Origin of the sequence: Oceanicola sp. 502str15, from assembly GCF_024105635.1 — a bacterium.
Lineage (GTDB): Bacteria > Pseudomonadota > Alphaproteobacteria > Rhodobacterales > Rhodobacteraceae > Vannielia.
Window position 1 is genome coordinate 2,376,409 of record NZ_WYDQ01000001.1, and the last position, 13,394, is coordinate 2,389,802.

Genomic DNA, 13,394 nt, shown 5'->3' on the forward strand with positions numbered 1-13,394 from the left:
CGTAAGGAAGGACGGCAAAGGAGCGATGCAATGTCGAGTGAAGAACAATTGCCGGGAGAATCTCTGGAGGTGGAAGACGGTGCGGACATTTCGGGCGTTTTCTCGACCCCCGCCGCCCTGGACGCACGCTACCGGTGCGGCATGTCGCGCCACATCGGCCCTGCCTTGTGGGAGCGACTTGATCGAGCCTGCACCGAGATAAGGACCCTAGAACCGCGAACGACGTTCTCCAAGGCGGGCGAAAGGCTGCGCCACAGTGCTCTTCTGCTCGAGGGATTGATGGTGCGCTATGTCGTGAGCAATCGAGGGCCCCAGCCCAACCGTCAGATGGTGTCCATCCAGGTGCCGGGAGACTTCGTCGATCTTCACGCGCTGCCGCTCAAGCGCCTCGATCACGACGTCACCACCCTGACGCGGGCCCAGATTGCCCTGTTTCCGCATGACGCGCTCGAAGAGATCATCGCAGCCGATCCCGAGCATGCCCGAACGCTCTGGAAGCTCACGATGATCGATGCTTCGATCCATCGCCATTGGATCTACCGCGGAGGCACCTTGCGGGCGATGGCGGCAATGGCGGACTTTCTCTGCGAGATGGACACACGATTGAGCGCCTGCGGCCTGGTAGACCAAGGCAACGTGCCGTTGCCCCTGCTCCACTCGGACCTGTCGGAGATCTGCGGCATCTCCAACGTGCATGTCAGTCGTGTTGCCAGGGATCTGCGTGACGCCGGGCTCAGCACAGTGCGCGACGGCGTGGCGCAAATCCACGACCGTCCCGCCCTGAAGAAACTCGCTGGCTTCGATCCGGGCTATCTCTATCTGCCACCTGACGGCGGCGCGCCACACTGAAATGCCGCCGCGCTCCAGTGCGAGGTCGAGTCCCGCTGGATCAGATGATCGGGTCGCGTTGCGGCGACGGCCTCGAGGAGCTCTGCCTGTGTCTCAGACGCGCCGAGCTGGGTCTCGGTATCCCCGGCGTAGCCCGCGACCAGGCAGGCCCCGCCCGGCGCGAGTGCGTTGAGCACGCAGGAGACCGTCTGCTCGAATGCGGGGCGCGAGAGATAGTAGAGCACCTCGGAGAGCACGATGAGGTCCCAGGAGCCCGGCGGCCAGTCGCGCGGGATCGTCCCCGTCTCGAAACGCGCGTTGGCGATCCCCCGGCCCCGGGCCCGCGCGACGGCGGCGGGGGCAAAGTCGATCCCGAGCAGGCTGTCGCAGCGCGCGGCGATCAGCGCACTCATCACCCCGATCGAACAGCCCACCTCGAGCGCCGCTCTGTAGTTGGTGCGAGGCAGGAGCGCCAGGCAGCGGCGATATTTCTCTGCCTCGTAGGCGCTGGTCTCGTAGTTCCAGGGATCTCCCTGCTCCGCGTAGAGACGGTCGAAAGAGGCAGCGTCGCGGGTCATGCGGGAATGAAGATTTCGTCGGTGTCGACGAAATGCTCGGCAAGATCGGTCGCCATGGTGAAGCCGGTCGGGTCGTCGTCGATCAGCGGTGTCATCTGCGAGGCATGCGCGGCAAGGGCACGGGCCTTCAGTGCTCGCAGGGGCGCGGAGCGAAACCGGCGCAGTCCGGAGAAGCGCGCCGCCGCGGCGGGCCCCTGCACCCGCCCCCAGACCGGGCAGGCATAAAGTCGGCAGCCCGGTCGCCGGGCGGCCAGGTAACAGGCCAGGGCCCAGGTCCGTTGATGGTCGGGATGCGGGTCACCCCACCAAGTGGACCAGATCGCGCTGACATCCGGCAGGATTTGGCCCAGCCGGGCCGCCACCGCGGCAAAGGCAGCGGGGTCCTCGGGCGCGGCGAGGTCGGGGTAGCCCAGCCAGATCGGGCGGGCGCTGTTTCCCGAAAGCAGGCGCACCGCGCGGGTCACCTCGCGGCGGCGCAGTGCCGCAAGGGAGGCGGCGGGGTAACGCGCGGAGTTCGGGTGCGAGCGGCTGCCGTCTGTGACCACCGCCACATGCGCGCGCCGCCCGCTGCGCCAGGTCGCTGCCAGAGCGGCTCCGGCAGCGAGCGTTTCGTCATCGGGGTGAGGTGCGAGCATCAGCACATCGCCGGTGCCGGTCAGCTCACCCAAGGCGATCGGCGGCGCGGCGGCGGCGGCGGCCACCACGGGGGTGAATGCCGGGCTCATGAGCCCCAGACCTCGCCCACCGGACGGTCGGCGGAGCAGAGGCTCCGTCCCACCTGGGTGAGCTTGCCGTCGAGGTCGGCCTGGCGGAGGAAGAAAGACAGGTCGCGGCGCACGCGGTCCGGCAGGCTCGGTTCGGCGAAGGCGCGCGTGCCCAGCGCCCGATCCGCGATGGCGATCCCGTCGAGGCAGGCTTGTTCCACGGCCTCGCGCGCGGCGAGGCTCAGGGCCACGGCAGCCTCCCGTGCCCCCGGTGCCTCGACCTGCCGGGCGGCATCCTCGACCAGCAGGCGCGCGCCGTGCGCCAGCGTCGCGATCCGGGCAACCCGGTGCAGCTGGGCCTCGCTGGCCGCATCACCCCGGTCGGCCACCCCGGCGCGCACCGCCTCGGCCAGGGCCTCAAGCCCACCCACATGGAGCGCGGCATACCGCCAGACCCCACCCTGAAAATGCGGCTCACGCTCGTAGTCTCCCGGTGAGCCCAGGGTCTCCGCCTCCACCCCATCGAAGTCGTAGCTGCCCGAAGCAGTGGCGCGCATGCCGCTGACTTGCCAGGCGGAGGCATCGGCGCGGTGCGGGTCGCCGGAGTCCGCCAACACGAGCTGTGTCCCCTGATCGGTGCGTGCGGTCAGCACCACGGCACCCACGACACCCAAGCCCGAACAGAAGCGCTTTTGCCCCGCGAGCCGCCCCCTGCGCCCGATGCGCATTGCCAGGGTGACGCCAGGGCTGCCGTCCGCCCCCCAGACGCCATGGATCGTGCCTGCGCGCGCGGCGGCCCAAACGCGTCGGCACTGGCTGTCGGAGCCATAGAGCTGGACCAGCCGCAGCGCGTTCATGTGGCCCTCCGCCAATCGGCCGACCGACAGGCTGGCCCGGCCAATGCGGCGCAGAAGGGTGACGCTGTCCCGAGGGTCTGCGGCGGTGCTCACCAGCCTGTCGAGCAGGCCGTGCCGTCCAAGCAGGCCCATGTCGGCCGACAGGTCGCGCACCCCGGCGTCGGCCTCGGCGGCATGGGCGGCAATCTCCCGCAGCACGGCCTCCTCCGTGTCGCACACGCGGGTGTTCGGCGCGGCGGTCCTCATGCCGACACCTGCGACCGGGTCGGCGCGAGGCGCGCAAGTTCACGCTGTAGCCGCGGGAGTTCGAGACGCAGCTGCGACAGGCGCATCCGCTCGCGTCGCAGTTCCGCTGTGCCGGTCTCCAGCGCCGCCCAGGCCGCGCCGAAGCCCGAGCCGATCCACCGGCGGCGTAGGGTGCCGCGCATCCGCGCGCGCAGGATCGTGGTGGCGGCGGGTTCGAGCACCTCATCCACCAGCGGGTCGGCCTCCAGGATCCGGGCGCGCAGGGCCCCGGCCATGCCCCCCTCCGTGCGGCCCGAAAGCCGGCAGGAGGTGGTGACCTGGGCACGGGACGAGTGGCGCACCCGCCAGTCGCGGGCCTCGGCGAGGGCCGCAAACGCGCGGTCCTCGCCCATCGATCGCTCCTCGAAGCCGCCCAGCGCGTCGTAAAGCGCCATTCGAAAGGCCAGGCTTGCGCCAGCCGGGTTGATATGGGTCGGCGCCGGGTCGTGCGGCACCGGGTCGAGCAGGTGTCGGACGGCGAGGGTCAGGGCCATGTACTCGCCCTCCGGCGCGCCGTTGCGCCCGATCACCGAAGGCAGGCGGGCGGCCTCCTCCGGGTCGGGCAACACGGTGCCGCAGACGAGGTCGGCGTGCTCTAGTTCGGTCAGGTTGGCGTCCACCCAGTCCCCGGCCACGCAGGTGTCGGCATCGGTCGTCATCACCACCGCATCGGGCGCCAGACGGGCCGCGCAGGATGCAATCGCCACCCTCCGCGCCCGACCGACTCCACCGGCTTCCGGCGGGTTCGGCTCGTCGAGCACCGCGCCGGATAGGCCGGAGCGCCGGAACCAGTCCTCGGCGACGGCGCGGGTCGCGTCCTGCGAGCCGTTGACCGCCACGACGATGGCGCCACGCCCCCGAAGCGACCGCGCGGCCGCATCGAGGCAGGCAGGCAGCCGCTCCTCCTCGTTGCGGGCCGGAACGGTGATGACCAGCGGCCAAGCACCCTGCGGCCCGAACTCCCGTCGGTGAACATCCCGCAAGCTCATGGGCGCCGGTCCCAGAAGCGCAGGGCCTTGCACGCTTCCATGAAGCTGCTTGCCCCATCGGCCTCATCCAGCGCAATGACGCCGTCGTCGGGCTCAGCGACCACGGCCTTCGGCCAGAAGGCTTTCAGGGCCGCTCCGGAAAGGCCAATGAACTTCAGATGCGCGTGGGCGTCGGCAAGAAAGCTGCGTGCGGCGTGCATCCCGGCCAGTTTCTCCGCCCCCTCGTCGCTCGCCAGCACGGCTACTGCATCGTAGAGCACAGAGGGCGCGCCATCGAGCTTCTGGTCGGCGGCGATGGTGCGGCCGCGGTTGGTGGTGATCCCGCCGACTTTCTCGGCGATGATCTCCACCATGGCGCCCGCCTCCTGCGCCGCGGCCCTGAACTCATCCACGCTCTTCCCGTCGATCCCGTCGGTGAGCAGAAGGCCCAGCTTCCGGCCCTTCAGGGTTTCAGGCGGGTTGGCAAGAATGCTGAGCGCAGGCGAGGGTTCGGTCTCGACCACCGGGCGCGCGGGCGTGGCAGCGTCCGGCACCTCCATGCCCAACCCGTCGGCAACCTTGGCCGCCAGCTCCGCGTCGATGTTGGGCAGGTGCGAGACCATCCGCTCGCGGATCGCCACCGTCTCCACCTTCGACAGCTCGAAGACCAGCGCATCGGCGATGTGGTCCTGCTCCACCGGGGTCTGGCTGAGGTAGAACTGCCGCGCCTGGCTGTAGTGGTCGGCAAAGCTCTCCGAGCGCACCCGGCGCTTGGCAACGCCCTCCTCGGCCTCGTAGGAGCGGAAGCCGCGCTCGGGATTCTCGCGCGGGCCGAGCCCGTGGCTGTTGGGCTCGTAGTTGGCCCGTCCGCGCGGGTTGTGCATGGCCATGTGCCCGTCCTGCTGGAAATGCGCGAAGGGGCAGCGCGGCGCGTTGATCGGGATGTGATTGAAGTTGGGCGAACCGAGGCGCTTCAGCTGGGTGTCGAGATAGCTGAAGTTGCGCCCCTGCAGCAGCGGGTCGTTGGAGTGGTCGATGCCGGGCACGATGTTACCGGTCTGGAATGCGACCTGCTCGGTCTCGGCAAAGAAGTTGTCGGGCATCCGGTCGAGGGTCATGGTGCCGACGATCCGCACCGGCACCTGCTCTTCGGGGATCAGCTTGGTGGCGTCGAGCACGTCGAAATCGAAGCTCTCGGCGAAATCGTCATCAAAGACCTGCACACCCAGGTCCCACTGCGGATAGTCCCCCGCCTGGATCGCCTGCCAGAGGTCGCGGCGGTGAAAGTCCGGGTCCGCCCCGTTGATCTTGACCGCCTCGTCCCAGAGCACTGATTGCACGCCGAGCCGCGGCTTCCAGTGGAACTTGACGAAGCTCGCCTTTCCCTCTGCGTTCACGAGCCGGAAGGTATGCACGCCGAAGCCTTCCATGAAACGGAAGGAGCGCGGAATGGTGCGGTCGGACATGATCCACATCACCATGTGCATCGACTCGGGCATCAGCGAGATGAAATCCCAGAAATTGTCATGCGCCGTCTGCGCCTGCGGAAAGGCGCGGTCGGGCTCCTGCTTGGCCGCATGGACCAGGTCGGGAAACTTGATGGCGTCCTGAATGAAGAACACCGGGATGTTGTTGCCCACGAGATCCCAGTTGCCCTCCTTGGTGTAGAACTTCACCGCAAAGCCGCGGACGTCGCGCGCCAGGTCGGCAGAGCCCTTGTTGCCCGCGACGGTGGAGAAGCGAACGAAGACCTCGGTCTTCTCGCCCACCTCGGTCAGCACCTTCGCACGGGTGAGGTCCGAGAGGTCGTCTGTCAGCTCGAAGGTGCCATGGGCGCCGTAGCCGCGCGCATGCACCACCCGCTCCGGGATGCGCTCATGATCGAAGTGAAAGAGCTTCTCGCGGAAGATCTGGTCTTCCAGAAGATGCGGCCCGCGGTCGCCGACCTTCAGCGAGTTCTGATCGTCGGCGATGGGCATGCCGACTTGGGTGGTCATCGTGTCGCGCTGATCACCTGCGACCTGGTGGGTTTCGCCGCCGGAGCCGGTGTGGTCGGTGTCGAGGTCTTTTGCCATGTCGTGAACCTTTCGGGGCTGGGAACAGGGGTAATGGAGGGGCGCGTTGCGGCCCCTGGTACGAGCAGGTCCACCCAACGGGCGAGCACCTGCGAAAAGCGGAACTCCGGGCGCACCCGGATCTCCGAAGTGCGCTTGGCGGCGTCTCGCCATCCGGCCATTGCCTGGCGCAGCGCGTCCGGGTCGGAGCTGTCGATGCACTGCGCCGCAGTACTCGCCACCTCGTCGTTTGCGCCGAGACCGCGCTGCAGCACGGCAGGGCAGCCGACTGCATTGGCTTCGGCGATGACGAGGCCGAAGGTTTCGGCGAAGTGGTCCTGCGGGTAGAACAGGCAAGCTGCGCGTCGCATCCAGCCGATCAGCTCCGGCTGTCGCAAGCGCCCCAGCGGGAGCACACGGGGCGGCATCCGACCGACCGGCCAAGCAAGGTATCCCGGATCGGCAATCGCGAGGCGCAGCCTCGGCCAATCCGCCTGCAACATTTCGAACCGCTCGAGCACCTGCCCGAGACCCTTATGCGGCGAGCTGGCGAAGAGCAGCAGATCCGGGTCGCGGGGCGTGTCGTCGGGCGCGAGCGCGTCGTCGATGGGGTTGCAGACATGGCCGATGGCCGGCGCCGCCCCTCCACCGACAAAACGCCTCAGCCAGTCGGCATGGCTGCGGGAAACACAGAGCACCTCGATGCCGGCCGCAGCCAAGTCGGGGGCGAGCGCGCGGTTATGACGCCCCGGAAAGACATGCTGCCAGACGATCACACGGGACGTCGAGTGCAACCTCGCCAGCTTGAGGGCGACCTTCCAGGAGTTCACGACGACGATGGTGCCGGGCGCTTCCGGAAAAGGCCTCTTCAGGTCGAGCCCGGCATATCCGACACCGCCCCACCAGTCGGCACGATCGGGCCGCATTCTTTGGCGAACCATGATCTGGAGCCGCGAGGACAGACCCTCGCAAACACGCACGAGCGTCGCCTCGGTGCCGCCCAAGCCCTCCAGTTGGCCCGGTGCGCCGCTGTATCCTCTCGGAGCCAGCGGATCGACGAATGTGATGGCGCGGCTCACGCCACGCGCTCCGCGATCGCGCCGCCCCGTAGCTCGCCCAGCACGGCGGGGTCGCAGAGCCCGGGGTTGGTGCAGCTGCTCAGCCGGATCTGCGACAGGTCGATCGGGCACGGCTCGACCTCGCGGGTCTCGAACCACCGGCCTACCGCATCCCAGACCCGGAGCCGATCGGCCTTGCGCCGCGGGCTGTCGTAGTCGGTCGCCCCTTGCTGGGTCAGGCTGTCCGGCGTTTCGATCTTGGTCAGCAGCAGCTCCGGGATGACCCAGAGCACCTCGCCCGCCATGATGAGCCGGTTGCGAAACTCCCTGTCCTCTTCGATGCAGTCCGAAAAGCCGCCGAGCCGGTCGAAGACCGAGCGGTGAAAGAGGCCGGAATTCACATGGGTCCAGTCACCAGGCACCCCGGCAGCCATTTGCAGGTTGGGAAAGAAGTCATCGACCAGCGAGAGCGTGCGACGGATCTCGACCCGCTCGCCATCTGGCAGGATCAGCTCGTGGTGGGTGAAGACCCCGCCAATCTGGATGCGGGTGTCGGGCTCGCGGCCTGCAAGCCGCCAGTTCAGGCAGGGATGGGCCCCGATGTTCTCGTTGCCGATCACCCGCGCCTGCCGCAGCACCTTGTCGCGATGCGGGATGTCGTCGGAGTCGTGAAAGGTCACGGCATCGCTCGTCGACAGCGCGATGCCCACGTTCTTGGCCTGCGCCGTCCCCACGTTGCGGGCAAGGCTCACGCCGACAAAGCGGGGGTGGTCGGCGTAGCTGCGCAGCACCTCGCCGGTGGCATCTGTTGAGCCGTCATCGACGACCATCACGGTGGTTGCGGGGTGCGACTGCCCCAGGGCGGCGTCGATCGCCTGCGGCAGGATGGAGGCACGATTGAACGTGGGAATGACGATGGTGACGCTGGGCAACATGACGATCTCCTAGGCTTGGGCTTGAACGAGGGACGCGCGATAGACCGAGAGCCGGGTGCAGGTGGCCCGCGCGAGGGGGTAGGGCAGGATGAGCAGCACCGCACCCAGCAGGCCGGCAAGCGGCATGCCGGGGACCGCCAGCAGCGCCATGCCGGCGAGCGCGAGGGCGGGCAGCACGGCACCGGGCCGGTCGGTCGCGCTGCCGACATCCTTGGATGTTCGGCAAAAGGCACCAGCCCGGCCGAGCAGGGCGTCCACGGTGCCCGCGGCAGAGGGCAGGAGCAAGGCGATGCGGGACGAAAGGGCCGCCCACACGGTGCCGAGCCCGGGCCTGCCGTTGGCCAGCATCGCCGTCAGGAGTGGCAGGGCTGCTGTGGCGAAGACCAAGGCCAGACCGAACCCGGAGGCTGACGCCAGCCAGCCGGCGGCGCGGTCGTCCGGAGTGGTCGCCAACCGCAATCCGCCGCCGATGAGACCGGCCGCGAACGGCAGCGCGAGGCTGGCCCAGGCCGTCAGCTGCGCGACTACATGCACTGCCGCACGAAGCGAAAGGCCCGACAGCCCCCGGCGAATGGTGTTCAGGTTACCGGAGGCCCAGCGATAGCGTTGCAGCGTCAGGCCGGCCAGGTCGAGCGGCAGCAAGCCCCGCCCGACTACCCGGTCGATGTATCGGCCCCGGTATCCCTGTTGCCGGAGCCGCAGGCCCAGCTCGGCATCCTCGGTGATGGTCCGGTCGCTCCAGCCGCCAATGGCTTCCAGGGGTCCGCGCGCAATCACGCTGAGCGTGCCCGTGAGGAGCATGGCATCGGCAGTTTCGGCCCGCCGGGCATGGCGCAGAAAGTAATCCGCCAGCTCCAGCGAAATGCCCGCCGCCTCGCCCGAGTCGCTGCGATAGGCTTGCGGAAACTGGATGAACGCAGCACCGCAGCGGTGGATCTCCTCAGCGGCAACCGCCAGGAAATCGGGCGCCACCTCGTAGTCGGCATCCACGACCACAATATGAGTGGCCCGGGGGTCGGTGCGGGCCAGCGCGATGTTCAGCGCCCCGGCCTTCGCCCCCTTCACGCCCTCTTCGTGATAGAAGCGAAACTCGGGGCCGAGCTCCCGGCACAGCGCCTCGACCGGCTGCCACAGGGCAGGATCGCGGGTGTTGTTATCCAGCACGATCACCTCGAAGGCCGGCGCATCCACTTGGCGCGACAGCGCCAGGACTGTGCGCATGACCAGCTCCGCGGGCTCCTCATGCGCGGCGATATGAACCGAGAACCGCAAGGGACCTTCATTTGCCGAGCGGTTGCAAGGCTGGGCCCCCTCAGGGTTCCTCGCCCCGGCCATCAGGTGCAATACGGCCAAGGCCGCCTGCGCCATCAGCGCCATGCAGACGACCACGAGTGCAACAACTGGCAGGATCAGTCCAAGACCGACCAGAGCGAGGAATACACCTCGGCTATCGAGCCTGAGCATCGATTTTCTCCCGCATGAATTTTCGAATGTTGCCGGGCAAGCGGCATAGTCCGGGCTAAACCGCGTGCTGAAGCGGCAGTTCCCACAACATTTGTTATCCGACATGTGCTGAGGTCCCGTGGCGGCCGGATGACAGGCATCGGCGTCGCAGCACTGGCCACCAACGGTGACCGATCATTTTGCACAAACATCAGTGGCTTGCGCGCCAGGCGAACGAACCGCCAGCCGGGTTTCTTGCCTCTGCCGCCCCACGCCTCCGCTGCAGCAGATTGCCCGGCGAACTCCCGGCCGAGAAGGCCCGGCACCTTTCCCGGTCGGAACCTTCACCGGGGTTCACGCGTCAGTGAGACAACCAACCGGAGGAACACCGATGCACACGATCATTTACGCAGTAGGACTGCTGGTCATCGTTGTCGCCATTCTGAACTTCGTCGCCTGAGCCGAATGGAAAGGACCCAGAAGATGACCAACACACCCGAACAATCCCGAGACAGCACCGAGACCGCGAAGGACACGGTCAAGGACCTGCGTGACGAGACCCTGTCCACCGTGCAGGACCTGAAAGAGAAGGCCATGGCGGAAGCCGGGCAGCGTGCCGAGGCCGGCAAGGCAACCGTGGCCGACGAGATCTCCGGCGTGGGCAACGCCCTGCGCCGGGCCGCCGACGAGCTGCACAAGGGCTCGCCGCAGGAGCGCACCTTTGGCCGGATGGCCACCGCGCTGGCCGACCTCTCCGACAAGGTGCGCGACAAGGACCTTGGCGAAGTCGCTGGTGACTTGTCGAGTTTCGCGCGTAACAACCCGCTGGCCTTCCTGGGCGGCGCTGCGTTGCTTGGCTTCGCCGGCACCCGCCTTGCGCGGGCCTCGCAGCGGGATGCCGCCCCGGCGGGCGCCGCAGTCGACCTCGGCGATCCCTGGCATGACGACGAGGACGATGAGGCCCTCGACGCCGCGATCCGCCAACAACCCTCCCCCTACCGTGCCCCGGCAACCGGAGAAACATCATGAGCTCTACCGATCGCAACGCCCCCGAAAGCACCGGCTCCCTGATCGGCGAGGCGCTGACGCATGTCTCCTCGCTGGTCCGCAACGAGGTCGATCTCGCCCGCGCCGAGCTGGACCAGAACCTGCGCCGCGCCGTCACAGCGGTGGGCTTACTGGTGGCTGCCGTCGTGCTGGCCCTCACCGCGCTCAACGTGCTCTCGGCGGCCGTGGTCGCCGGGCTGACCGAAGCGGGGATCGAGCCCGGCTGGTCCGCGCTCATCGTTGGACTCGCGCTCGGCGTCGTCGCCGCGATCCTCGTTGCCAAGGGCACCAGCGACCTCAAGCTTTCCAGCCTCGCACCCACCCGCACTGCTGAAAACCTCAAGCGCGATGCCCGCGCTCTCAAGGGAGAACGGACCGATGTCTGACACCAGAACCCCCAACGAAATCGAGCGCGATATCGAGCAAGAGCGGGCCCGCCTCGGGCAGACCGTGGATGCCCTGCAAGACCGCTTTTCGCCTGAGCGCATCCTGCGTGACGTGGGCCGTGGCTTCTCGGAGCACGGCGGCGACATCGGCACCGCGATCACCCAGTCAGTCAAGCGCAACCCGGTTGCCTTGGCACTGACCGGCATCGGCCTCGCCTGGCTGATGAGCGGCAAGTCGTGGGATGAAACCCGCGACGGCGTCAAGGACGGCGTGCGCGCCGCCCGCGACCGCATGCCCGACGCCCCTTGGAAAGGGCGCGGCTCAGGCGAGGCCGCGCTGTCCTATGCCGCGCCGGGTGCGGGTGACCACGACGACACGCCCCCCACCCCCGCCGGACGTGCCCGCCCTGCCCCGACCGACTCCGTCGGCATGGATCATCCCCTCGAGGACGACTGGCTCTGGGCGGAGGACGACGACTACTGGGACGACGAGACCGATGACGACGCCGCCACCAACGCCGGACCGGGAATCGGCACGCGCGTGGGCGACATGGCGTCCTCGGCGGGAGAGGCCGTGAGCGGCGCGGGCAGTTCCGTGGCAGGAGCCGCGAAGTCGGCCGCCTCCGGGATCGGCGCGGGCGTCTCCTCCGCAGCCGACGGCCTTGCCAGCGGCGCCGCCTCGGCCCGCGACGCCGCGGCCGCGGCGGGCCGGTCGACGGCCGAGCGCGCGCGTCGCATCCGCAAGCGCCTCGCCAAGGGCACCGAGAACTTCACCGAGGAGGCCCGCGAACGGGTGATTGCCGCTCGTTGGGCCGCGATCAAGGCCCAGAAGGCGGTGCGGCGACGTGCCCGGAAAGGGGCCGACGCAGCTTCCGACTTCTACGAGCAGAACCCGCTCGTCGTGGGTGGGCTCGCGCTGGCCGCCGGTGCCATCCTCGCCGGGGCGCTCCCTCGCACCCGCCAGGAAGACCGTGCATTCGGGGCCTATTCGGACGAAGCCTTCGACAAGGCCGAACGCATCTTCCATGCCGAGCGGCGCAAGGCGACCCGGGTGGCCGAGCGTGCGCTGGACACCGCGAAGGAGGTTGCCGACGAGAAGCGCGAGCAGATCGACGCCTCGGCGCCCGGTTCGAAATCTGCCGCCGAGCACCTGGCCGATCAGGTTCGCGAGGGTGCAGAGCGCGTCGTGAGCGCCGCAACCGACGAGGCTGACCGCCAGAAGCTCGGCAAGCCCGGATGACCGAGCCTGCCGACACCGGCGAGTTCGCCGAACGTCCCCGCCACATTCCCGCTCGCGGATGGTTGACCATCGGCAAGCGGGTCTGGGCGGAGATGGGAGCCGACCACCTCAGCCTGATCGCGGCCGGGGTGGCCTTCTACGGGCTGCTCGCCCTTTTCCCGGCCATCACCGCGCTCATGGCGGTGGCCGGGCTACTCTTCGAGGCGGACGACGTGATCAGCCGGATAGAGACCATCTCCGCCATCGTGCCCGAGGCCGCGGCGGAGATCATCATCGGCCAAGCCACCGCAGTCACCGGCAGCGAGGAAGGCGGGCTGGGGCTGGCGGCCCTGGTCGGCTTCACGCTAGCCATATGGTCGGCCTCCAAGGGCGTCGGCAGCCTGATGGAAGGGATCAACGTAGCCTACGACGAGGAGGAAACCCGCGGCTTCGTGGCGCTCACCGTCACCCGGCTGGGGCTCACGCTGTTTCTCGTCGTGGGCATGATCGCCGGGCTCTCGGCGACCATTATCCTGCCCTCGCTGCTCCAGCTACTCACCCTCGGGCCGACCACCGAAGTGCTGATCGGCTTGGTGCGCTGGGCGGTCCTGCTGCTGATGACGGCGCTGGGCCTCAGCATACTCTACAGGTTCGCCCCCAGCCGACCGGCCGCCAAATGGCGCTGGCTCAGCCCGGGGGCCCTTCTGGCAACGGTGCTCTGGGTCGTCGCCTCCGCCGGATTTGCCGTCTACGTGCAGAACTTCGGCAGCTACCAGGAGACCTTCGGCGCCCTCGCCGGGGCAATCATCCTGCTGATGTGGCTCTGGATCTCGGCACTTCTTGTCCTGCTCGGCGCCGAGTTGAACGCCGAGACGGAGGCGCAGACGCGGGTCGACACGACCGTGGGCCAGCCCATGCCGATGGGTGCCCGGGGCGCGGTGAAGGCCGACACCCTGGCCAGCTGATCCGCCGGAGATACGGTCCGAGCGGAAACTTTGTACCCCGCTCCGCGTTGGTCCCGCGTTGAACTGC

13 protein-coding genes are annotated in these 13,394 nt (G+C 68.5%); 5 read left to right on the forward strand and 8 right to left on the reverse strand.

What is annotated here, in order from left to right:
• Positions 1-30 precede the first annotated feature (30 nt).
• On the forward strand, positions 31-849 hold the full coding sequence (locus GTH22_RS11510; protein ID WP_252945371.1) for a Crp/Fnr family transcriptional regulator: 819 nt from the start codon (positions 31-33) through the stop codon (positions 847-849).
• On the opposite strand, the gene GTH22_RS11515 is transcribed toward GTH22_RS11510, so the two are convergent.
• The 8 genes from GTH22_RS11515 to GTH22_RS11550 are packed head-to-tail and all read right to left on the reverse strand — an operon-like array spanning position 816 to position 9,731.
• Positions 816-1,406 (reverse strand): class I SAM-dependent methyltransferase, encoded by a 591-nt coding sequence (locus tag GTH22_RS11515; RefSeq protein WP_252945372.1) that lies wholly within the window; start codon positions 1,404-1,406, stop codon positions 816-818. The two genes, GTH22_RS11510 and GTH22_RS11515, sit on opposite strands and share 34 nt — an antisense overlap.
• The gene (locus GTH22_RS11520) at positions 1,403-2,131 is read right to left on the reverse strand and encodes a PIG-L deacetylase family protein (protein WP_252945373.1); all 729 of its coding nucleotides are present in this window, start codon (positions 2,129-2,131) and stop codon (positions 1,403-1,405) included. Before GTH22_RS11520 ends, GTH22_RS11515 begins: the two co-directional genes overlap by 4 nt.
• On the reverse strand, positions 2,128-3,213 hold the full coding sequence (locus GTH22_RS11525) for an acyl-CoA dehydrogenase family protein (protein ID WP_252945374.1): 1,086 nt from the start codon (positions 3,211-3,213) through the stop codon (positions 2,128-2,130). Before GTH22_RS11525 ends, GTH22_RS11520 begins: the two co-directional genes overlap by 4 nt.
• Positions 3,210-4,241, reverse strand: coding sequence for a glycosyltransferase family 2 protein (locus GTH22_RS11530; protein ID WP_252945375.1), 1,032 nt, complete (start codon positions 4,239-4,241; stop codon positions 3,210-3,212). The genes GTH22_RS11525 and GTH22_RS11530 overlap by 4 nt, the downstream gene beginning before the upstream one ends.
• Positions 4,238-6,295, reverse strand: a complete 2,058-nt coding sequence (locus GTH22_RS11535; protein WP_252945376.1) for a catalase — start codon at positions 6,293-6,295, stop codon at positions 4,238-4,240. The genes GTH22_RS11530 and GTH22_RS11535 overlap by 4 nt, the downstream gene beginning before the upstream one ends.
• On the reverse strand, positions 6,214-7,353 hold the full coding sequence (locus GTH22_RS11540) for a glycosyltransferase (protein WP_252945377.1): 1,140 nt from the start codon (positions 7,351-7,353) through the stop codon (positions 6,214-6,216). Before GTH22_RS11540 ends, GTH22_RS11535 begins: the two co-directional genes overlap by 82 nt.
• The gene (locus tag GTH22_RS11545; protein ID WP_252945378.1) at positions 7,350-8,267 is read right to left on the reverse strand and encodes a glycosyltransferase family 2 protein; all 918 of its coding nucleotides are present in this window, start codon (positions 8,265-8,267) and stop codon (positions 7,350-7,352) included. Before GTH22_RS11545 ends, GTH22_RS11540 begins: the two co-directional genes overlap by 4 nt.
• A 9-nt stretch (positions 8,268-8,276) precedes the next feature.
• Positions 8,277-9,731 (reverse strand): glycosyltransferase family 2 protein, encoded by a 1,455-nt coding sequence (locus GTH22_RS11550; protein ID WP_252945379.1) that lies wholly within the window; start codon positions 9,729-9,731, stop codon positions 8,277-8,279.
• Positions 9,732-10,193: 462 nt separating this feature from the next.
• Here GTH22_RS11550 and GTH22_RS11555 point away from each other — a divergent pair, with 462 nt between their 5' ends.
• Genes GTH22_RS11555 through GTH22_RS11570 form a run of 4 tightly spaced genes read left to right on the forward strand, consistent with a single transcriptional unit; the run spans position 10,194 to position 13,327 of the window.
• Entirely contained in the window at positions 10,194-10,739 is a 546-nt protein-coding gene (locus GTH22_RS11555) for a hypothetical protein (protein ID WP_252945380.1), read from the forward strand.
• Positions 10,736-11,143 (forward strand): phage holin family protein, encoded by a 408-nt coding sequence (locus GTH22_RS11560; RefSeq protein ID WP_252945381.1) that lies wholly within the window; start codon positions 10,736-10,738, stop codon positions 11,141-11,143. The genes GTH22_RS11555 and GTH22_RS11560 overlap by 4 nt, the downstream gene beginning before the upstream one ends.
• Positions 11,136-12,383, forward strand: coding sequence for a DUF3618 domain-containing protein (locus tag GTH22_RS11565; RefSeq protein ID WP_252945382.1), 1,248 nt, complete (start codon positions 11,136-11,138; stop codon positions 12,381-12,383). Before GTH22_RS11560 ends, GTH22_RS11565 begins: the two co-directional genes overlap by 8 nt.
• Positions 12,380-13,327, forward strand: coding sequence for a YihY/virulence factor BrkB family protein (locus GTH22_RS11570; protein WP_252945383.1), 948 nt, complete (start codon positions 12,380-12,382; stop codon positions 13,325-13,327). The genes GTH22_RS11565 and GTH22_RS11570 overlap by 4 nt, the downstream gene beginning before the upstream one ends.
• Positions 13,328-13,394 lie beyond the last annotated feature (67 nt).

Coding starts and splice junctions, on each gene's coding strand:
- GTH22_RS11510 (WP_252945371.1), top strand. CDS start 31: ATGTCGAGTGAAGAACAATTGCCGGGAGAATCTCTGGAGGTGGAAGAC.
- GTH22_RS11515 (WP_252945372.1), bottom strand. CDS start 1,406: ATGACCCGCGACGCTGCCTCTTTCGACCGTCTCTACGCGGAGCAGGGA.
- GTH22_RS11520 (WP_252945373.1), bottom strand. CDS start 2,131: ATGAGCCCGGCATTCACCCCCGTGGTGGCCGCCGCCGCCGCCGCGCCG.
- GTH22_RS11525 (WP_252945374.1), bottom strand. CDS start 3,213: ATGAGGACCGCCGCGCCGAACACCCGCGTGTGCGACACGGAGGAGGCC.
- GTH22_RS11530 (WP_252945375.1), bottom strand. CDS start 4,241: ATGAGCTTGCGGGATGTTCACCGACGGGAGTTCGGGCCGCAGGGTGCT.
- GTH22_RS11535 (WP_252945376.1), bottom strand. CDS start 6,295: ATGGCAAAAGACCTCGACACCGACCACACCGGCTCCGGCGGCGAAACC.
- GTH22_RS11545 (WP_252945378.1), bottom strand. CDS start 8,267: ATGTTGCCCAGCGTCACCATCGTCATTCCCACGTTCAATCGTGCCTCC.
- GTH22_RS11550 (WP_252945379.1), bottom strand. CDS start 9,731: ATGCTCAGGCTCGATAGCCGAGGTGTATTCCTCGCTCTGGTCGGTCTT.
- GTH22_RS11555 (WP_252945380.1), top strand. CDS start 10,194: ATGACCAACACACCCGAACAATCCCGAGACAGCACCGAGACCGCGAAG.
- GTH22_RS11560 (WP_252945381.1), top strand. CDS start 10,736: ATGAGCTCTACCGATCGCAACGCCCCCGAAAGCACCGGCTCCCTGATC.
- GTH22_RS11565 (WP_252945382.1), top strand. CDS start 11,136: ATGTCTGACACCAGAACCCCCAACGAAATCGAGCGCGATATCGAGCAA.
- GTH22_RS11570 (WP_252945383.1), top strand. CDS start 12,380: ATGACCGAGCCTGCCGACACCGGCGAGTTCGCCGAACGTCCCCGCCAC.